Annotated in this window: 18 protein-coding genes and 2 pseudogenes; 9 read left to right on the plus strand and 11 right to left on the minus strand. The window is 37.8% G+C overall.

The features are described 5' to 3' along the window. Nucleotides 1–8: 8 nt before the first annotated feature. The 3 genes from MSG95_RS15720 (at nucleotide 9) to gyrA (ending at nucleotide 4,787) form a co-directional block, all read left to right on the plus strand. The gene (locus MSG95_RS15720) at nucleotides 9–758 is read left to right on the plus strand and encodes an electron transfer flavoprotein subunit beta/FixA family protein (protein WP_004699812.1); all 750 of its coding nucleotides are present in this window, start codon (nucleotides 9–11) and stop codon (nucleotides 756–758) included. Nucleotides 759–775: 17 nt separating this feature from the next. After that, the gene (locus MSG95_RS15725) at nucleotides 776–1,708 is read left to right on the plus strand and encodes an electron transfer flavoprotein subunit alpha/FixB family protein (protein ID WP_004699815.1); all 933 of its coding nucleotides are present in this window, start codon (nucleotides 776–778) and stop codon (nucleotides 1,706–1,708) included. 364 nt (nucleotides 1,709–2,072) lie between these two features. Beyond that, entirely contained in the window at nucleotides 2,073–4,787 is a 2,715-nt protein-coding gene (gyrA, locus tag MSG95_RS15730; RefSeq protein ID WP_077165741.1) for a DNA gyrase subunit A, read from the plus strand. 54 nt (nucleotides 4,788–4,841) lie between these two features. Here the strand turns inward: gyrA and MSG95_RS15735 are convergent, their stop codons facing one another. The 8 genes from MSG95_RS15735 to MSG95_RS15770 all read right to left on the minus strand — a co-directional run bounded on the left by MSG95_RS15735 (nucleotide 4,842) and on the right by MSG95_RS15770 (nucleotide 13,755). After that, on the minus strand, nucleotides 4,842–6,488 hold the full coding sequence (locus MSG95_RS15735; RefSeq protein WP_077165742.1) for an ArnT family glycosyltransferase: 1,647 nt from the start codon (nucleotides 6,486–6,488) through the stop codon (nucleotides 4,842–4,844). A 9-nt stretch (nucleotides 6,489–6,497) separates the two neighbouring features. Continuing rightward, entirely contained in the window at nucleotides 6,498–6,878 is a 381-nt protein-coding gene (locus MSG95_RS15740; RefSeq protein WP_004699823.1) for a GtrA family protein, read from the minus strand. Between the two features lies 1 nt (nucleotide 6,879). Continuing rightward, a complete protein-coding gene (locus MSG95_RS15745) occupies nucleotides 6,880–7,860 on the minus strand; it encodes a glycosyltransferase family 2 protein (protein WP_004699825.1) in 981 nt (326 codons plus the stop codon). Then, nucleotides 7,857–8,651 (minus strand): ChbG/HpnK family deacetylase, encoded by a 795-nt coding sequence (locus MSG95_RS15750; RefSeq protein WP_077163174.1) that lies wholly within the window; start codon nucleotides 8,649–8,651, stop codon nucleotides 7,857–7,859. Before MSG95_RS15750 ends, MSG95_RS15745 begins: the two co-directional genes overlap by 4 nt. 260 nt (nucleotides 8,652–8,911) lie before the next feature. Next, nucleotides 8,912–10,003, minus strand: a complete 1,092-nt coding sequence (locus MSG95_RS15755) for an A1S_2622 family ABC transporter permease subunit (protein ID WP_004699829.1) — start codon at nucleotides 10,001–10,003, stop codon at nucleotides 8,912–8,914. Continuing rightward, entirely contained in the window at nucleotides 10,000–11,130 is a 1,131-nt protein-coding gene (locus MSG95_RS15760) for an ABC transporter permease (protein ID WP_139344791.1), read from the minus strand. Before MSG95_RS15760 ends, MSG95_RS15755 begins: the two co-directional genes overlap by 4 nt. Nucleotides 11,131–11,133: 3 nt before the next feature. Next, nucleotides 11,134–12,255, minus strand: coding sequence for an HlyD family secretion protein (locus tag MSG95_RS15765; protein ID WP_004699833.1), 1,122 nt, complete (start codon nucleotides 12,253–12,255; stop codon nucleotides 11,134–11,136). A gap of 12 nt (nucleotides 12,256–12,267) precedes the next feature. Beyond that, complete coding sequence (locus MSG95_RS15770; RefSeq protein WP_004699836.1) at nucleotides 12,268–13,755, minus strand: TolC family protein; 1,488 nt, start codon at nucleotides 13,753–13,755, stop codon at nucleotides 12,268–12,270. A gap of 376 nt (nucleotides 13,756–14,131) precedes the next feature. Here MSG95_RS15770 and serC point away from each other — a divergent pair, with 376 nt between their 5' ends. Beyond that, nucleotides 14,132–15,211 carry a 3-phosphoserine/phosphohydroxythreonine transaminase gene (serC, locus tag MSG95_RS15775; RefSeq protein WP_004699837.1) on the plus strand — a complete coding sequence of 360 codons (1,080 nt, stop codon included), beginning with the start codon at nucleotides 14,132–14,134 and terminating at the stop codon, nucleotides 15,209–15,211. A gap of 58 nt (nucleotides 15,212–15,269) precedes the next feature. On the opposite strand, the gene MSG95_RS15780 is transcribed toward serC, so the two are convergent. Continuing rightward, complete coding sequence (locus tag MSG95_RS15780; RefSeq protein ID WP_004699840.1) at nucleotides 15,270–15,416, minus strand: hypothetical protein; 147 nt, start codon at nucleotides 15,414–15,416, stop codon at nucleotides 15,270–15,272. Nucleotides 15,417–15,449: 33 nt separating this feature from the next. Next, nucleotides 15,450–16,391, minus strand: a complete 942-nt coding sequence (locus tag MSG95_RS15785) for a hypothetical protein (RefSeq protein WP_004699843.1) — start codon at nucleotides 16,389–16,391, stop codon at nucleotides 15,450–15,452. Between the two features lie 256 nt (nucleotides 16,392–16,647). Here MSG95_RS15785 and MSG95_RS15790 point away from each other — a divergent pair, with 256 nt between their 5' ends. Both MSG95_RS15790 and MSG95_RS15795 read left to right on the plus strand, forming a co-directional pair. Beyond that, nucleotides 16,648–17,133 carry a YaiI/YqxD family protein gene (locus MSG95_RS15790; protein WP_077163168.1) on the plus strand — a complete coding sequence of 162 codons (486 nt, stop codon included), beginning with the start codon at nucleotides 16,648–16,650 and terminating at the stop codon, nucleotides 17,131–17,133. Between the two features lie 10 nt (nucleotides 17,134–17,143). Then, entirely contained in the window at nucleotides 17,144–18,052 is a 909-nt protein-coding gene (locus MSG95_RS15795; protein ID WP_004699846.1) for a DMT family transporter, read from the plus strand. A gap of 29 nt (nucleotides 18,053–18,081) precedes the next feature. Here the strand turns inward: MSG95_RS15795 and MSG95_RS15800 are convergent. Further along, a pseudogene (locus MSG95_RS15800) lies at nucleotides 18,082–18,162 on the minus strand (PilZ domain-containing protein); the annotation flags it as partial. 137 nt (nucleotides 18,163–18,299) lie between these two features. On the opposite strand from MSG95_RS15800, the gene MSG95_RS15805 reads away from it, so the two are divergent. The 3 genes and pseudogenes from MSG95_RS15805 to MSG95_RS15815 form a co-directional block, all read left to right on the plus strand. Further along, nucleotides 18,300–19,535, plus strand: coding sequence for a lipoprotein-releasing ABC transporter permease subunit (locus MSG95_RS15805; protein WP_004699848.1), 1,236 nt, complete (start codon nucleotides 18,300–18,302; stop codon nucleotides 19,533–19,535). Further along, nucleotides 19,528–20,214 carry a lipoprotein-releasing ABC transporter ATP-binding protein LolD gene (gene lolD, locus MSG95_RS15810; RefSeq protein ID WP_004699850.1) on the plus strand — a complete coding sequence of 229 codons (687 nt, stop codon included), beginning with the start codon at nucleotides 19,528–19,530 and terminating at the stop codon, nucleotides 20,212–20,214. The genes MSG95_RS15805 and lolD overlap by 8 nt, the downstream gene beginning before the upstream one ends. Before the next feature lie 83 nt (nucleotides 20,215–20,297). Beyond that, nucleotides 20,298–20,777 (plus strand): annotated as a pseudogene (locus MSG95_RS15815) (DNA internalization-related competence protein ComEC/Rec2); the annotation flags it as partial. Between the last annotated feature and the right edge of the window lie 129 nt (nucleotides 20,778–20,906).

The raw sequence follows: 20,906 nt of genomic DNA on the forward strand, positions 1-20,906 counted from the left end.
AGGATTACATGAAGGCTCTTGTTGCTGTAAAACGCGTGGTTGATGCCAACGTTAAAGTTCGTGTTAAGCCGGACAATAGTGGGGTTGACCTTACCAACGTTAAAATGTCAATCAACCCATTTTGTGAAATCGCAGTGGAAGAAGCGGTTCGCTTAAAAGAAAAAGGAACAGTATCAGAAATCGTTGTTGTTTCTGTTGGCCCTAAAGAAGCTCAAGAACAAATCCGTTCTGCAATGGCTTTGGGTGCAGACCGCGGTATTTTAGTTGAAACCACTGACGAAATTGGCGCTTTAGAAGTTGCTAAAATCTTAAAAGGTGTTGTTGATGCTGAAAAACCAGAACTTATCCTTCTTGGTAAACAAGCAATTGATGATGACTCTAACCAAGTAGGTCAAATGCTTGGCGCATTATTAGGTGCTGGTCAAGGTACGTTCGCTTCTGAAGTGAAAGTAGATGGCGGTAAAGTACAAGTGACTCGTGAAATCGACGGTGGTTTACAAACTGTTGAGCTTGCACTTCCTGCAATCATTACAACTGACTTGCGTTTAAACGAGCCACGTTATGCAGCATTGCCTAACATTATGAAAGCTCGTAAAAAACCGCTTGATACTAAATCTCCTGCTGATTACGGTGTTACAGCTGGTACTAAGCTTAAAACTGTTAAAGTTGAAGCTCCAGCAGAACGTAAAGCTGGCGTACAAGTGAAATCTGTAGATGAGCTTGTAGAAAAATTGAAAAATGAAGCGAAAGTGATCTAATACGGAAGGATAAAATCATGAGTATTTTAGTTATCGCTGATCACAACAACCAAACACTTAACGGTGCTACTTTAAACGTTGTTGCTGCAGCACAAAAAATCGGTGGTGATATTACTGTATTAGTTGCTGGTTCAGGCGCTCAAGCAGTTGCTGACGCTGCTGCTAAAGTTGCTGGCGTAAGCAAAGTATTGCTTGCTGACAACGCGGCTTATGCAAATCAATTAGCTGAAAACGTAGCTGGCTTAGTTGCTGATTTAGCTAAAGGTTACAAATACGTTTTAGCTGCTTCTACCACTACTGGTAAGAACATTCTTCCACGTGTTGCTGCACTTCTTGATGTAAGTATGATCACAGACATTATTTCTGTTGAATCTGCTAACACATTCAAGCGTCCAATCTATGCTGGTAACGCAATTGCAACTGTTCAATCTGACGAAGCAATCATTGTTGGTACTGTTCGTGGTACAGCATTTGATCCAGTTGCTGCGGAAGGTGGTTCTGCTGCGATTGAAACAGTTGGCGAAGTAAAAGATGCAGGCATTTCTAAGTTTGTATCTGAAGAAATCGTTAAACTTGATCGTCCAGAATTAACAGCTGCTCGTATTGTTGTATCTGGTGGTCGTGGTGTGGGTTCTGGTGAGAACTACCACAAAGTACTTGATCCATTAGCTGACAAGCTTGGTGCAGCACAAGGTGCTTCACGCGCAGCAGTTGATGCAGGCTTCGTACCTAACGATTTTCAAGTTGGTCAAACTGGTAAAATCGTTGCACCTGAGCTTTACATTGCTGTAGGTATTTCTGGTGCGATCCAGCATTTGGCTGGTATGAAAGATTCTAAAGTTATTGTTGCAATCAACAAAGACGAAGAAGCACCAATCAACAGCGTTGCTGACTACTGGTTAGTTGGTGATTTGAACGCTGTAGTACCTGAATTGGTATCTAAGCTTTAATCTATATTGATTAAAGTTAAAAACCCTTAGTTTTACTAAGGGTTTTTTTATTGGAAATAGTAATATGAAATGCATAATTGAGACTTGTATCTCATTTGAGGTTTGATTTTTATAGAATAAAAATCACATAGTTTTATGAAGGTAAGACGATGTAGGTTATGGCGATATGATAAGAATAATATGCAATTAAATTATACAAATATCACTAGATTGGCAGTGTAGATTCCGCACATTACAAAGTGCTTTTATGCTATAGTATACAGCTATATTTTTTTCGATTTTAGTTCACTTTCCGGAACTAAATTTTTTGCAAGATCAAGACATATAAACGGATAGAAATATCTATCTGTAAGAAGGAGTATGCATGAGCGTATCGGAAATCCGACCGATTGCCATTGAGGACGAACTCAAGCATTCATATTTAGATTACGCAATGAGTGTAATCGTATCTCGTGCATTGCCGGATGTGAGAGACGGTCTTAAACCTGTTCACCGTCGTGTGCTTTATGCCATGCACGAATTGGGCAATGACTATAACAAAGCCTACAAGAAATCTGCTCGTGTCGTTGGGGACGTAATCGGTAAATATCACCCGCATGGTGACTCAGCTGTTTATGAAACCATTGTTCGTATGGCTCAAGACTTTAGCTTACGTTATTTATTGGTTGATGGTCAGGGTAACTTCGGTTCGATCGATGGTGATAGTGCCGCGGCAATGCGTTATACCGAAGTCCGTATGACTAAGCTGGCACATGAGCTTCTTGCAGATTTAGAAAAAGACACAGTTGACTGGGAAGATAACTACGACGGTTCAGAACGTATTCCTCAGGTACTTCCGACACGCGTTCCAAACTTGTTAATTAACGGTGCTGCTGGTATTGCTGTAGGTATGGCAACCAACATGGCACCACACAACATGACAGAAGTTGTGAATGCATGTTTGGCTTATGCCGATAATCCGAATATCTCGATTGAAGGATTGATGGAATACATTACTGGTCCTGACTTCCCTACAGGCGGTATTATTTACGGTAAATCAGGTATTGTTGATGCCTACCGTACCGGTAAAGGTCGTTTACACATTCGTGGTAAATACCATTTCGAAGAAGATGAAAAGACAGGTCGTACAACCATCGTCTTTACTGAAATTCCATATCAAGTCAACAAAGCAAGAGTAATTGAACGTATTGCTGAGTTGGTAAAAGAGAAAAAACTTGAAGGTATTTCAGAGCTTCGTGATGAGTCTGACAAAGACGGTATGCGTATTGCAATTGACTTAAAACGCGGTGAAAACGCAGAAGTCGTTGTAAATAACTTATTCTTAAATACCCAGCTTGAAAACTCATTCAGCATCAACATGGTTTGTCTAGACAATGGACAGCCAAAATTGATGAATCTGAAAGATATTATTGCGGCATTTATTCGTCACCGCCAAGAAGTTGTGACACGCCGTACCATGTTCGAATTACGTAAAGCACGTGAACGTGGTCATATCTTGGAAGGTTTGACAGTTGCTTTAGCAAATATTGATGAAATTATTGAAACCATCAAAACTTCTGCTAACCCTGCTGAAGCGCGTGAGCGTTTACTTGCTGGTGAGTGGGCAGGTGGTGGTGTTATTTCATTACTTGAAAAAGCAGGGGCTATTTCGGTTCGTCCAGATGAAATTGAAGGTGAAGATCCAAATCGTCCATTTGGTTTAAGCGATTCAATTTACCGTTTATCTCCGACGCAAGTAGGCGCAATTTTAGAATTACGTTTACACCGTTTAACAGGTCTAGAACAAGACAAGTTACACGCTGAATATACCGAGATTTTAGGTCAAATTGCTGAACTGACGGCAATTCTAAACGACTTCAACTTGTTGATGGCTGTTATTCGTGAAGAGCTAGCTCAAGTATTACAACAATATGGTGATGCACGTCGTACCGAAATTGTTGAATCTCGTGTTGATTTCTGTCGTGAAGATTTAATTCCAGAAGAACAAGTGGTATTAACTGTTTCTCAAACGGGCTATGCAAAAACTCAACCACTTTCAGACTATCAGGCACAGCGCCGCGGTGGACGTGGTAAGTCTGCAACCTCTATGAAAGATGATGACTTTATTCAACATCTGATTGTGGCATCGAACCATGCGACGGTACTTTGCTTTACCAACGTAGGTAAAGTGTATCGCCTGAAAGTATTTGAAGTTCCTCAAGCATCACGTGGGGCAAAAGGCCGTCCAATCGTGAACTTGTTACCTTTAGATGCAACAGAAACAGTTACTGCTATTTTGCCGTTAACAGAGTTCCCAGAAAACCACTATGTGTTTATGGCGACTGCTTCTGGTACGGTTAAGCGTGTTGAGTTAGAACAGTTTGCAAACATTCGTTCAAATGGTTTACGTGCTATTGAACTGAATGAAGAAGATACCTTAATTGGTGTTGCGATTACTGATGGTAATCAGCAAATCATGTTGTTCTCTAACGAAGGTAAAGCAATTCGTTTTGCTGAAACTGACGTACGTGCAATGGGTCGTACAGCGAAAGGTGTACGTGGTATGCGCGTGAGCTTCGCAAGCAGTACCTTAAGTGAAGAAGATGCAGACGTTGAAAACGATGAATCAGATGATAACGATGATTCAGCAGATTCAAATCTAGTAAGTCGTATTGTATCGCTTGTAGTTGTGCCAGAGACTGGTGAAGTACTATGTGCGAGTGCCAACGGTTATGGTAAACGTACCCCTGTAAATGACTTCCCAACCAAGAAACGTGGTGGTAAGGGTGTTATTGCAATTAAAACAACTGAACGTAACGGTGAGCTAGTTGGTGCAGTTTCTATTGATGAAACTAAAGAGTTATTGTTGATTTCTGATGGTGGTACGCTTGTTCGTACACGTGCCGCAGAGGTTGCAATGACAGGCCGTAATGCTCAAGGTGTTCGTCTCATTCGTTTAAGCGAAGAAGAAACTTTGGTTGGTGTGGTTTCAATTGAAGCTGTAGAAGACGAAGAAGAACTTCTTGAAGGCGAAGTAGATACGACTGAAACCGATAGTGAAGAAGTAGTATCTAATAATGAAGATACTTCTGAAGAGTAAAAAGTTTTAAAATAAAAAAGGAAGCTGAGGCTTCCTTTTTTATGTGTAATCTATTTATTTTGTTGGATGGAAAATAAATACATCATAGTTTCGGTAGTGTAGAGTTTTCACAGAAGGATCTTTAGTTGCAAAATTATTTGGCTGACTGACCACAATCAAATCTTGCTTTTGGGCTAAGGCATCTTTAAGTTGCTGCTCGCTCCATAAATACTTCTTACGTTCAGGCTCAAATAACAAACCATCCTTAATTTCTAAAGAGGCGCTATCAGAATGAACACTATCCCATTCATTTACAATGTAGACAGGCTGTTTAAGCTGTAAAAGGAAAGGCACATCATAGAAATAGTAATTATAGAAAACTATTTTTGTAGATGGGGTGATGTACTCAGCAAAATCTGTTTGGCCCACATTATTTTTAGTATCTAAAATACGAACAGCAAAAGGAACCGCACTACATAGAACAATTAAACTTATAAAAATATAGTTTAAATAGCTCACTTTTTGCTTTTTATATAACCATACTAAAACTAATGGAAGCACAATTAACAGTGTGCCAATCGTGTAAATGAATACCGCTTCATGTTGGAAAAAAGGCTGATTCGCACGCAGAAAATGTGGGGTAGCCACAATGCCTATTCCAAGAATCATAATAAATACAGGAGTACCCCATACCTGTAATTTGGTTTTATAACTGCTTTCAAGAACCTTATTCATCACAAGTGCCAAGAAAATAGTAAGGGGCGGGACAGCAGGTAAAATATAGCCCGCTAGTTTAGAAGGTGGAATGGAGAAGAAAACCGTGACAGAAATAAACCACCATACAAGCAAAGCAAATACACCAGATTGCTTATGATCTTTAAAGACGGTCTTAATAGAGTCAAATCTACTCGCAAAAAACCAAGGTAAAGAACCAACAAATAAAATAAGCAGATAGAAACACCATGGTTGCTTATTATTAAATTCTTTTGAACTAAATCGACTAAATTGTTGATCAATAAAGAAATAATGTAAAAAATGAGGATATTTACTTTGTACCGCGTATAACCATGGACTAACGATAAGTAAGAATAGCAATATCCCTAATGGATTAAGAAGCGAAGGTATTTTCTTCCACTGTTTGGTGTAGAGTAACCAAGGTAATAAAATCATGCCTGGAATGAGAACACCAATAAGTCCTTTACTGAGAAAGGCTGCTGCGCCTGCAACATAACCTAAAAATAAGATAGATTTACGTGCAGAAATAGTGAAATCAGCAAAGCATAAAACGCTTAATGTAATCCCAGATGCTACTAATAAGTCATGGTTAATGTATTGACTACTACCAAAAAAAAGTAGGTTAGTCGCTAAAATAATAACCGTGAGTTGCGCTACACGCTCTGAAATATGTTTTTTTACAAACCAGAATAGACCAACTAAGGTGAGTGTAGCGGCCAAAACAGGTACTAAGCGTAATACCCATACATGCACCCCAAAAATTTCCATAAAAATAGAACTTAACCAATGGAGCAATGGAGGTTTATGCATAAATGGTAAACTATCGATTCTTGGAGTTAACCAATCTCCAGTTTCGACCATTGCTCGGCTAATATCTCCGTAGCGGCCTTCATCGGGTACTGACAAAGGTCTTATCCAAGAAAGAACAAGTAACCAGCATGGTAAAAAAAATAATAAAAATTTCGAATTACGAAGCCATTGCTGCATACACAATCCTTAATGTTGAAATGCAAAAAAACGGTTAAGCAAAAAAGTCACGACAGAAGTCAGAACAATTGCAATACACACTAAGGTTGAAACAGGAATGTCAAAATAAAGATTTGAAATTAAAAGAAAACTTTCATTAAATAAAAAACCTAAGCCTGCAACTAATGTGAATTTTGGTAAAGTCTGACGATGAGCAAGATGCTGTGCTTTAAAAGTAAAAATGCGATGCCCGAAATAGCTCACCCAATAGGCAACTAAAAATGCAAGTAAATTGGCATATTGCAGCTCGACATGCTGCTTAAACAGAAGCATGGCTACACTATAGTGAGTGAGCGCTGCTGCGGCACCAGTAGTGGCAAACCGCGTGAGCTGAAAAATATGAGCAAACATGTTAGAAACTTGAGAATGTATTTTTAGGCTTTGTGATGGATTTTTCTTTTTTAATATGAGAATGTTCAGATGCAACAATATACTTTGGTCTATTTTTTACTTCCGCATAAATTCGACCTACATATTCACCGACAATGCCCAAGAATAGCAATTGTATACCACCCAGTAATGTCATGCCTGCTACAAGTGTTGCCCAACCTGGAACAGAAACACCCTCAATCAAGGTTTTAAGGATAATCCATGTTCCGTAACCCATAGCACCTAAAGCTAAGATTGCACCTAAATAAATACAAATGCGTAAAGGTAAATCTGAAAAACCAGTTAGACCTGACATGGCTAAATTAAAGAGAGCTTTTACATTAAAACTGGAACGACCATGCTGACGTTCTTGCTCAGAAAAATTAACGCCTATACTTTTGAATCCAACCCAAGCATAGAGACCCTTCATATAGCGGTTTTTTTCTGGCAATTGTTTAATTGCTTCAACAACTTTTGCATCTAATAGACGAAAGTCGCCAGCACTTTCTGGAATATCGATCGGTGAGCTTAAGTTTAATATACGATAGTAACCTTGGGTTAAAACACGTTTGAGCGAAGACTCAGTAGTACGATTGCGAATGCCATATACCATGTCATAACCATTTTTCCAAAGGTTAATCATGGTTGGAATTGCTTCAAATGGATGTTGAAAATCAGCATCAATGAGTAGCGTCACTTCACCTGTTACGTGATCTAAGCCAGCACTTAAAGCTGCCTCTTTACCAAAGTTGCGTGAAAGTTCAAGCACAACCAATGGGTAATCATCAATCATTGTTTGTAGAATAGGAATGGTGTCGTCTTTACTCCCATCATCTACAACAATAATTTCAAAGCTAAGATTTTGCTGTTTTAGACTATTTGCTAAAGCAGGAATAAAAGTTTTTAAATTTTCTGCTTCGTTATAGGCTGGAACAACGCAGGATAAAAATGGTTTTGTGTTCATTGCATTGCCCCTAGTCTAGTGAGCTGGATACCATATTGCTGACAATCAAGTTGAAATTGATCCGAACTGAAATATTCATATTCTTGTATTCGGGCATGTTGAATCGGATCTTGATCATTTGATTCTGCAAGCGCTGGATGGCACATAATCAGTAAGTGGTCTTTTGCATGCGCAAGCCAATACTGGTTCAGTTCGCCATAGTCAGTTTGCTTAAAATCATAGATGCCAGCAAATTGGTCATTTTGATTAAAATGATATGTTTGACATGCTTTTGCTAAAGAATTAGAGCCGAGTGCAGAGAGCACGCGAGTTTTAAAACGATAGTGAGGTAAATCTATCGGGTGCTGTAAATTTCGAATCCAACCCGTAAATTTTTTCTCTTTTAACAATTGCAGCAAAATATCGCGTATGAATGGAAATTGATGAATATGCTGATGTCCATCAATAAAATCTGGGTGCTTTCCCATGGCTGAAACAAATAAGTCCCATTGTTCTTCAATACATTGGGTAATTAATTCACGATTCAGACTTGAAGACCATGCACGTAAAATAAGCATGGGTAAGGAAAAAACAGTATTACCTGAAGCGAAAGCATGGGTAAGATTTAAATGTAAACCGATATCAACTTGGTCACTAAAAGGTTTTAATTTGGCAGCAGCAGTTTCCCATAGTTCAGATTGGGTCATACATGAGGTTGCTTGAAGTGTACCTTGTTCAATTAATTGAATAATTGCGTCAGATATTTCCGCATTCATTGCAAAGTCATCTGCGCAATAACACACCTTTGCCATATTCAAGTTCCATAATGGGTCAGAGTAGCAGAGATACCCTGAAAAGCTGCTGAAAAACTAAACAGCTTTACTATGAACAAATATCCTTAATTTCAACTTAAAGTTTTCTTAAGGTTTTATGACAATTGATACAAACTAATGCTTTGAATTTATTTATTTTTTTTATAAATTTTTGGTCAATTATTTAAGAAATAAGATTTAACTATAAGATTTTATAGTAAATAAAAATATAATTTATATACATTCATGAACCTTTAAATTTACTTAGAATTTTTTAAACGTGAATGGGCAATAATTAAAAAAATGATTCCAATTGTTGCAAGAAAAATTAATTTAGGTATCACAACATTTAAAGGAACACCCATTTGATTAAGCTGTACAAACATTTGTACACCGTGTGTAGAAGGTAAGCACCAAGCAAACCATTGTAACCATTCAGGCATGGCATGGTGGGGCCATGCGGTACCAGTTAATAAGAAAAGCGGAACTGAACTAAATACAATAATATGTCCAGCACGTTCAGGCATGTCTAAAAGTGAGCCAATCAACATGCCTAATCCAATCACACAACTAATAAAAATCGGAACCGCGACGAGTAAACCAATAAAATTTCCACCGTGTGGATAGTCGTTGAACCACAAGGTAAAACCAAAAAGATAAAAACTACCTAAGCAACCAATAGTAAATAGGCTGGCAAAAATTCCAGCAAACCGAATAGCTGTAATTTTTTTATGCTGTTCGCGGTAGCTTGCAATCAGCATGGCTAAGCCTAATACAATCGTTTGATGAATAATGAGTGTGGCAACTGCTGGAAAAATATAGCTTCCATAACCTGAAAGGGGATTAAATAAAGGAACCTGATGAATAGAAAGGGCTGGTTGGAAATGAGTACGCTCTCCAAATTTTTCAACATATTCTTTTAATGTGGCCTCAATAGAAGTAGCAAGACCTAACCCAATTTCTTTAGTTTTTAAAAAGTTGGTTGTACTTAAGTATAAGCCAATTCCACCAGTTTCTCCGCGGCGTAGGCTCTGTGTTAAGTTGTTGGGTAAAAGCAAAATACCATCTGCTTTTTGTTCACGTACCATTTGTTCGGCTTCGAGAAAATTAGCAGTGACTTCAACAATTTTTACGTTCGGGCTATTGCTTGTTTGTCCAATAATTTGAGAGCTTAAAAGACTTTGTTCTTCGTCAACAATGACGATTGGAATTGATTCAGCACGTTCAGCTTTATAGGCAGTTGGATAAAAAAAGCTATAAAGAATGACTGATAAAATCAGTGTCGTGAAAACCGAACTGTTACTAACAATATCTTTAAATGTTTGGGCATAAGCTTTTAAGAATTCTTTCATTGCGCAGCTCCCCGAACTAGTTTTTTAAGTAGCAAGGAACTCAAAATGAAATAAATAAGACAGTAGCCAATCAGTATTAAAAAGGACGTCATTGAATTAAAAAGTGGACTTCCAATGACCCACTGTTCGGTCTGGAGCTTTGCATAAGGTGTATAAGGAATAATTAAAGACCAAAATTTAGTGAAAATTGGTGCATTATTTAAAGGCAGGGTCACACCAGCAAAACTTAAAGAAGAACCACCGTATACCGCAATAAAACCAAAAGTTTTACTTAAATTTTTGGTGGCAAGAATGACAGTACTACTAATGAGTGCATAAGAAAAATAAAGCAAAAACTGAGCAACTAATAAAAAGCTGAGAGAGCCAGCGACAAACCAACCGCGAATCTCAACCAACCAAAACATCCATAACCAAGTCCAGAGACAAAAAATAAAGCTATAAAGTAAATTTTTAGCCAGTAAGCCGCGGATAAAATTTTCACGGTTAACCCACTGGGTTAAGGTGCCGCGTTTAAGTTCTTGTCCAATAGCAAAAGCCACGCAACAACAGAGTAATAGGTGCAAAACAGCAGGAACCATGAAAGGTTCTAAATAAAATTCATAGCTCATATTTGGGTTATAGAGTGTTGAAATTTTGACGTGCGCTGTAGGAACATCTAAATAGGGGATATTATTTGCTAGATAACTCTGGCCTGCGTAGTCTGCTAAAGCATTGAGTGTACTGACTAACATGGCAGAGGAAATCGTATTTCCTACGCTAAAAAAAGATTGGTTAAATGCAATGCTAATTTGAGCGTCTTGAGCTTTTACAAAACGTTTTTCAGCGCCGTCAGGAATAAAAATATAGCCCCAAATTTTGGTTTCATTGAGTAGTTTTTCAGCTTCGGTCGAGCTTGCCATAATTGTTTTAACATCTACCGTATGGTTTAACGAAAGATACTTTTCAATATTGCGACTCAGCTCACTTTGATCCTGATCAATAATTGCGATAGGTAAATGTTCAGCCTTACCTGCATAAAACATGCTGCTAAACAGAAAAATGATAAAAGCAGGGATGAGTGTCACCATACACAAATCCCATTTATTGCTTCTTAGATATTTTAGTTCACGTAATATACTGGCAAACATGTTTTATTTTTCTTCTTTAATTTTAAATAGAACACTCATGCCAACCTTTAAGTCTTTGACAGGACGCTCAGGCACTAGATGCAATTTAAAGCTACGAATATCATAACCACCAGTCTGACGTGTGGTTTTAATCGTGGCAAATTCACCTTCAGCATCAATATTTTTTACTTTAAACATTACGGTTTGATTTAGCGCAGGAATGAATCCTTCTAGCGTTTTGTTTTTATAAACAGAAGCGTACTGATTTTCACCGACATTTAAACTCACCCACAAATCATCATCTTCTAAAATGCTGACAACCGGTACACCTATTGCAACCAGTTCAGAAGGTTTGCCATAAGTTTTTGAAACTGTACCTGAAATAGGAGCGAGTAAGCGGGTTTCTGCTTCAAGTGCTTGGGCTTCACTGACAGCTGCTTTGGCAATATCCACTTGAGCATCTGCTGTAGATTTCTGTTGACTGGTGCTTCCGCGCTTTGCTCGCGCATATTGTTGATAAGCTGCCTCACTTAACTCTTGAGCAGAGGTTTGGGCTGCAAACATCTCATCTCGTCTTTGACGGGAAATGACACCTTGTCTATATAAATTTTCTCCACGCTGATAAGTGGTTTTTGCAAGATTTGCTTGAGCTTTCATACTCTGCCAGTTGGCATACAGAGTATCAATATTTTCTTGTTGCGAACCTCGATCCACAGTCGACTGAAGTGCTAAAGCTGATTGTAAGGTTGCTAGGGCTTGTTGCTTTTTGGCTTCTATTTCTGGACTCACTAAACGAACTAGAGGTTGTCCTTTAGAAACTTTTTGGCCTTCTTGTACATAAATTTCTTCAATACGACTTGGAACTTTAGTGCTCACGTGAATCGTTTCAGCCTCAACTCTGCCTTGTAATTCAATAGGCTTTGGTTGATAACTTTTCCACAAACCGAAAATGATCAAACCTAACAAAGCAATAATGACCACACCAATTATTAGTTTAATTTTTGAATTTTTAGGTGGTTGAGGATTACTTTTATTCGATTTTACTTCTTGAGTATTGTCAGTTTGAATATTTTGTTGATCTTGACCTGTATGCTCTGTATCCGTAACAGGTGAATCTTGCTGAGAAGAAGATGATTCTTGATTCATGTTATGCCCCTATTAGCGGATATAGTCAGTATGTGGTTGAGTCACATAAGCTTTAAACTGGTCCATAGAACCATGGCTTTGCAATAAGGTTGCAAGTGACATGACATATTTATATGCATTTAAAGCCATTTCTGTTTTTAAAGCACTTAACGCATTTTGCGCGTCAATGACTTGTGTGGCTGTTCCCATACCTTCACGGAAAGAAAGCTCCTGAATACGTAAGTTTTCTTGAGCTGCACTAATATTTCTTTGCAATAACGTGTGACTTTGCTGTGCTGAATTGAGCTCGTTATATGATTTATTCAACAATCCTTCAATTTCTTGTTTAGTTCGCTCAGTTAATAGTTCTGAGGCATAACGTTTTAACTCGGCCGCATGAATATTCTTATTTTTATCTACACCTGAAAACAAGTTGTACTTTGCCATCACACCTACAATCCAGTTTTCCTTTTCATCTAGTGCATATTCGCCAAAAGCAAATAGACTTGGTTTCTTTGCTGCTTGTTGAGCTTGAATATTTGCATTAGCCAATTGAGTATCTAACTGCATTTTTTGCACAAGACTCGATTTTTGAGCGTAACTACTTAGCAGTGCTTCTAAAGATTGGCTACTAACTGTATTTACAAAAAGAGGAGTACTTAAATCAGCATTACTTTGCTGATGAAGAAGATTGTTTAAACTGAATTGACTGGCATTTAGGTTTGCTTGTGCGTTTTGTAAAGCTCGCTCTGCATTGTTACGAGCAACTTCAAATTGCATGCGTTGACCTTTACTAATAAAACCTTGCTGTTCGAGCTTTAACGCATTGCTATAATGTTTCTGCATTGCATTAAAGTTAAATAAGCTACTCGCGACCAGTTGCTGTTGTAATTGCACATTGAAATAACTTTGTACGACTTCAAACCGCTGGATATCTTGTTGTTGCTGGCTTGAAAGCTCTGAGCGCTGAGCCTGAATGTTGGCTATCTTTTTTGCACTGCTGGTTAAGCCCCCTGTATAAAGTGGCATCACAACTGAAATAGACGGGCGTACGACCTGATCTTCTAAAGTCAAATTAGCGTAGTTAGGAAAGCGATTTATGCCATCATGGATGATTTGGTTTGAACCTTCCTGAATTTGTCCCAAAACATCGGATGGAATGACATTGTTCCACTGGGACAACTTGTCATTTAGCCCTTGGCTTAAATCATTCTCAAGCTTTTGTTTGAAACTACCAAGTGGTACGTCTGTTTCACTGTGAAATGCGTATGCTCTTACGTTTAAATCAACTCTAGGTAACCCTAGGCCTTTGACTGCTTCAGCTTCTAATTGAGAAGCTTGTTGCAATGCTTGGTTGGCTTGGGTGCTATATGAGCTTTTTAAAGCTTGTTGTTCAGCTTCGGCATAACTTAAGCTTTGTGCATAAATAGGCGTTGCAATAAATATTCCCAATACCAAAGCAAGATAATTGGGTTTAAAGAGAAAAGGGCGTATTGACTGTCGATACTGATGTGTTGGCATTTTATATAACAATTTTTGATCATCCCTTATAGTTTAAATTTCTTGTTATTAAATTCAATTATCATATTGTTTATTATACAATTGTATAAAAGCACAAAATGATTTTGAGTTTATTTTACTTGATGCAAAATCATACAGCATACTTTATATATTCATCACAGTATGGGAAACTCCATTCACAAGTCAAGTTGAACTTTATTTAATAAAACTTATAAAAAAATAAGTGAAAGCAAAGAAATAAATAAAATAGTTATTGAAAAAATAAACCTAAATACGCCCTAGCATTGAAATATTTACTAGAGAAGCTGCTGCAACCTTAAGCAATCTGTGGTTAAATGCCTTTTTTTATTGTGTTTCACTTTACAAGGGAAAAATCATGCGCGCGTACAATTTCTGTGCTGGTCCTGCTGCATTACCTACTGCCGTTTTAGAAAAAGCTCAACAAGAATTGTTGGATTGGCAAGGTAAAGGTCTATCCATCATGGAAATGAGTCACCGTAGTGCTGACTATGTTGCTGTGGCTGAAAAAGCTGAAGCTGACTTGCGTAAGCTTATGAATATTCCTGAAAACTATAAAGTGCTATTTTTACAAGGCGGTGCGTCATTACAATTTTCAGCAATTCCTTTAAATCTGCTTGGTAAAAATAACAAAGCAGATTATATCCATACAGGAATTTGGTCTGAAAAAGCGTTAAAAGAAGCAAAACGCTATGGCGATATTAATGCTGTCGAAGCAGGCATTAAAGTAGATGGTAAGTTCGCAATTTCTGATCAAAGCGAATGGAACTTATCTGATAATGCTGCTTATGTTCACTATGCAGATAATGAAACAATTGGTGGTTTACAGTTTGCAGGTATTCCTGATGTTAAAGCACCACTTGTTTGTGACTATTCATCAAGTATTTTATCTGCTCCATTAGATGTGACCAAGTTCGGTTTAATCTATGCTGGTGCACAAAAAAATATTGGTCCTGCTGGTTTAACAATCGTTATTGTTCGTGATGATTTACTTGACCAAGCTAAACCAGAAATTCCAAGCATTTTAAAATATGGTGATCAAGCGAAAAATGGTTCTATGGTAAATACACCATCGACTTATGCTTGGTACTTGTCTGGTTTAGTATTCGAATGGTTGCTAGAGCAGGGTGGGGTAGATGCTATTCATAAAGTTAACCTTGAAAAAGCTCAGTTACTTTATGGTTATATCGATTCAAGTGATTTTTATAATAACCCGATTGCTATTCCAAACCGTTCAATTATGAATGTACCATTCACTTTGGCAGATGAGGCTTTAGAAAAGCAATTCTTGAAAGAAGCTGAAGAAAATCATTTGTTGAACTTGGCAGGTCATCGCTCAGTAGGCGGTATGCGTGCAAGTATTTATAACGCAGTTCCATTAGAAGGCGTTCAAGCACTTATTCGCTTTATGGATGATTTTGCTAAACGTAATGGTTAAGTAAATCAAATAAATAAAGCCCTCGAAAGAGGGCTTTATTTATTGTGCAATTTATTCATTAAAAAGGGGCGAAACCAAATTGATGAATCATCATCGCGGCTAAGAACATACCTAAAACAAAAAAGCAAAACGCACCAGTATCGACCCTTATACGTGGGTTACTAGTTTGAATGAGGCTGGTGGTTTGTTCAGGTATAATCTTCATTCAATAGCCTAATTTTTAAAATATTAGTGAAATTCAATTAGTTTCACTATTTTTAGCATAAATATTCGCCTGAATCCAGATATTACCGCGAATATATTCACCAATATTAAAGTTTTTGTACAAATCATTTTGGGTCGCAATGCGCACTAATATGGCAGGAAGATCATCTTCTAAAACTAAAGTGACATCATAAAGAGTATATTCTGCTCCCATAAATGACATTGAAGTTTTACCTACAATATTACCTTGAAACCAAGCTTCATCTTCCTGACCAAGATTTTCTCCATATAAATATGCAACCATTTTAGAAAAATCGACCGTTACAGGCTCATGATCTTCCTCAGTTTTTGGTTGCCATTCATTAATGAGCTCTTGTAGGTTTTCAGGTGCAATTCCATTATGTTCAGTCAAAATTGCATTTAACGCACGGTGGTGTTTAATAGATGCTGGGTCATCTACAACAATGGTTTCACCAGCAGGGACTGGTTCTAACTCATAAGCCCATGCATTAAATTGAACTTGATAAGTTTGGGTTTTGTCATATTGACAACGATTAACACTAAATAAATTATCAAATGCATAAACAGTCGTATTTTTATTTAATCTTAAACTTAATACTGCCTGAGTTGCTGAGTCACAAGTAATGATGCGCTCAATTTGCGCATTATATTGATAAGGACTTTCAAAACTAGGAAATGCTGTTTTTAGTGCGCGCGGTTTTTGATTTTCAACCGCAATAATTTGGTTAATGGTGACATTCTGTCCTTGAGGACCTTGAATCAGCCAGAAAGATTGATCCATCTCATCTTCATGCTGACATAAGCCCATTGGCATTACAGGTGCATCAAGCGCCAGTCCAAGCCATTTTGGTACATCTGTCTCTGGATGGGAGGTTAATAGATTCCAATGCTCGCCATGACTACCAAAATTTTGGTCGTTTACCGTAATAACTTCTGGACTGTTTTGATTTTTCATAAGTACGATTGATGTTGGGTTTATCTCACTTGTTATATTAAATCGAGGGTAATTGCTATTTTTCAAGTCAACATGTGTAAATTCTCTTGTAAAAGCACATATTTAGTTATCAAAAATCCTTCCAATCGATAAATCACTCGCTTTTAAGAGTGAATATGCTCGATTGTTAAGGTATTGTTAAAATTAAATTTAGAAAATAAGTTTTATATTTAGCGCTATTCTCGAGTCAAATGCATCTGTTAGACTTATATTTTTAGTGGAAATAGAGAATAACGTGCTGCCATTCAAGCTGTGGGTAGACGCAGATGCATTACCTAAAATTTTGCGTGAAGTCATTTTACGAGCTTCAGATCGTTATCAGTTAGAAGTGATTTTTGTAGCCAATCAAAATGTCGGAATTACCCCATCGGTACGTATTAAATCAATACAGGTTTTAAGTGGAGCCGATCAGGCCGATCAGGAAATTGTAGACCGCATGTCTGAAAATGACATTGTCATTACACAGGATATTCCGCTTGCTGCTCAAGTTATTGAAAAGGGTGGTATTGCGATTCATCCACGGGGTGAGATTTATACCACTGCAAATGTTAAGGCTCGTTTGCACTTACGTGATTTTATGGACACGCTGCGCGGCGCTGGTGTACAAACAGGAGGCCCACCTCCAATTTCAGAACGTGATAAGCGTGAGTTCTCGAGTTCACTCGACCAAACGATTTTAAAGCAAAAACGTAAAACTGCTTAGTGAGCCTCTTATGCCATCCCAAACCAACTTGGCTTCAACGTATGTGTTGCTTGTATTTATTTGGGCAACGACGCCTTTAGCCATTGTATGGAGCGTGTCTGACTTACATGTTATGTGGGCTCTGCTGTTACGTTTTTATATAGCATTACCTCTTTCGGTTATCGTGTTATTAGTCTTAAAAACAGCTTTTCCGATTCATAAACAAGCTCTCCATAGTTATTTTGCAGGTTCTTTTAGTTTAATTGGCTCTCAAATTTTTACTTATGCTGCAACTCAGTATTTAAGTTCAGGCATGATTGCCCTCATGTTCGGTCTGGCACCTATTATGGCTGGTTTAATTGGTCGTTTCGGGTTTGGTCAGCATCTTTATAAACTACAGTGGCTTGGTATGGCGATTGCTGTTTGTGGCCTAGCAATCATTTGCTTAAATGGATCTGGTCAGCACGTGCATCCATTTGGCATTGTTTTAATGTTGATTAGTGTTTTCGTTTATTCATTTTCTATTTTTTGGGTAAAAAAAGTGAATGCCAAAATTCAACCTATGGCTCAGGCAACAGGCTCAATTTTGGTATCTTCACTTTTGGCGAGCTGCCTAATTCCATTTATTTGGCAATATGCACCGACCCATTTACCGCAAGCTAAATCTCTATTTGCTTTAATTTATACAGTGCTTATGGCCTCACTTTTGGCTATGTTCTGTTATTTCAAACTTGTACAAAATATAAAGGCAACCACTTTATCGCTTACCACCGTTATTACACCTATGTTAGCTATGGTGATTGGTGCTGTTTTAAATCATGAACATCTTTCGATGATGGTTTTTGTGGGGGCATTTATTATCTTGTTTGGTCTATTCCTTTATTTCTATAAAGACATTCAGGCAAACCGTAATTTTGCTCAACATATTAAATCTAAATAGCAGAAGATGAGGGTAATTTGTTGAGCTTATTCATTAAATTGTTCTAATTCGTAGCTAAATGCATGATCAAATTGATCTCATATCTTAAGTAGTAGAAAATAGCGCAGCAATATAATATTAGGATTGTTAAGGATAGGTCAGAACTTACTGATTTTTAAACCTTAATACTGCATCTAACGATATGGCCAAATAGGAAGTGTAACTTGCATTTCTCTATTTTCCATCAATGACCTTGGATTTAGAAGGTATGTTTAAACCAATCTCACTGTATATAGGGTTGAGATATACTCGCGCACGACGCAGTAATCATTTTATTTCTTTTATTGCATTAGTTTCCATGATCGGTTTGACACTTGGTGTTGCTGTACTGATCACGGTACTTTCTGTAATGAACGGTTTCGACCGCGAATTGAAAAATCGTGTTTTGGGAATGGTTCCGCAAGCGACAGTTTCATCGACGCAAATTCTTGCGGATTGGCCTGAACTGGTTAAACGAGTTGAAAAACATCCCCATGTCACTGGAGTTGCACCTTTTACCCAATTGCAAGGTATGTTAACTGCTCAAGGGCAAGTGGCTGGTATTATGGTGACGGGTATTGACCCAAAATATGAGAAGAATGTATCTATTATTCAAGATCATATTGTTGCTGGTAGCCTAGACTCACTGAAAAAAGGTGAGTTCGGTATTGTGCTTGGTAAAGACATGGCCGATTCACTTGGTTTACGTCTAAATGACAGCGTGACACTGGTTTTACCTGAAGCAACGCCATCTCCAGCAGGTGTAGTGCCTCGTTTTAAGCGCTTTAAAGTGGTTGGTATTTTCAGCGTAGGTGCTGAAGTGGACTCAATGGTCGGGTACATTGCTTTATACGATGCATCGACTTTATTGCGTTTACCTGATGGTGCCCAAGGCGTTCGTTTAAAAATGGATGATATCTTTGCTGCTCCTCAAGTTGCCGACGATATTGTGAAAAACTTGCCAAGCAATTTCTATGCAACGAACTGGACCTATACACACGGTAATTTGTTTAACGCCATTCAAATGGAAAAAACATTAGTTGGTTTATTACTTGTACTGATTATTGTAGTTGCGGCATTTAATATTGTCTCTTCTTTGGTTATGGTGGTTACCGACAAAAAATCGGACATTGCAATTTTACGTACTTTAGGTGCGTCACCATCTATGATTACTAAAATCTTTATGGTGCAAGGTACAGTGATTGGGGTAATTGGTACAGTTGCTGGCACGGTTTTAGGTGTAATTTTGGCACTTACAATTAGCGATATTATTTCTTGGTTTAATAATGTGCTTGGACTTAATTTGTTCGATGCCTATTTTGTACATTACTTACCTTCTTACTTAAGATGGCAAGATGTGACGATTATCGTAATTGTTTCTTTACTCTTAAGTTTCTTGGCAACTATTTATCCAGCACTTCGTGCAGCCAAAGTTCAACCTGCCGAGGCATTGCGTTATGAGTAAAATCGTTTTAGAAGCAAAAGAGATTTATAAGCATTTTGATGACGGTAAATCTAAGGTTGAAGTCATTAAAGGTCTTTCTTTACAGGTTGAAGCAGGGCAGTTTGTATCTATTGTCGGTGCAAGTGGTTCGGGTAAAAGTACTTTGTTGCATGCACTTGGTGGCTTAGAGCAACCAACTCAAGGGCAAGTATTTCTAAATGGACAGCGCTTTGATAACTTGGGTGAAGCAGAGCGTGGTTTCCAACGCAATAAATACCTTGGTTTTGTGTATCAATTTCACCACTTATTACCTGAGTTTTCTGCACTTGAAAATGTAGCAATGCCTTTAATGCTTCGAGCAGACAGTCAATTTAAGTCTGTAAAGGCACAAGCTGAGTATTTGCTAGATCGAGTTGGGCTATCTCATCGTATGGACCATAAACCAGGTGAACTTTCTGGTGGTGAGCGTCAACGTGTGGCTCTTGCTCGAGCATTGGTGACTAAGCCTGCGGTCGTTCTAGCTGATGAACCAACGGGTAATTTGGACCGTAAAACAGCTGTTGGTATTTTTGAGTTACTTACTGATCTTAAGAAAGAACTAAACATGGCAATGCTCATTGTGACCCATGATGAGCAATTGGCTCAGGCGGCAGATTCTATCTTACATATGGAAGATGGTTTGTGGGTAAGCGGTTCTTAAAAAATTGTCATTAAATCACATTGTTAAAGCCCACTCAGTTGGGCTTTAATTTTGCCCCTAAAATGATAATCACAAGATTTTGAATGTTTAAAATTATTCTATTGGGGTGGATTTGCGGTATTGCATTAATGGGTATTCATTTACCTTTAATCATGCAATATGGAGAAGTAGCTAAGGTTTTACTTTTACTTGCCTTTATTTTTTATCTTTTTAGACGCTCAGTATTCGTTGGCCGACCACTTCTAAAGGCTATTTATTGCCTGTTATGTACAACAAGTCTGTTTATTGTCGGGTATCAATATGCCGAGAATGCACTGATCGAACGCTTACAACAAAGAGAAACGGATTCAAAGAATCTCGATATTATTGTTTATATAAAGCAACTCAGTGAAGAAAAAGACAATAAAGTTCAACAAACTGGACAAGTATTAAACTTATCTAAAGAATCAGTAAATTGGCTGTTGTATTTAAAAAATGATAATCAGGATGTGTTGAAGGGCAGTCAAGAACTTGAATTAGGCCATTACTATCAACTATCTGGAAAAATAAAACCTGCTCATAGTTAGGGACTGTTCTAAATTTTGTGTAAGTACTTAATTTTCATTTATCCTTCAGAGGATAATTACAAAAGGTACTTCACATGGATGAAGCAACAATCAAAAGTATGGCTGCCGAATTGGCTAAAGGTCTAA

It is taken from the genome of Acinetobacter sp. IK23, assembly GCF_035615275.1.
Taxonomy (GTDB): Bacteria; Pseudomonadota; Gammaproteobacteria; order Pseudomonadales; family Moraxellaceae; genus Acinetobacter; species Acinetobacter seifertii.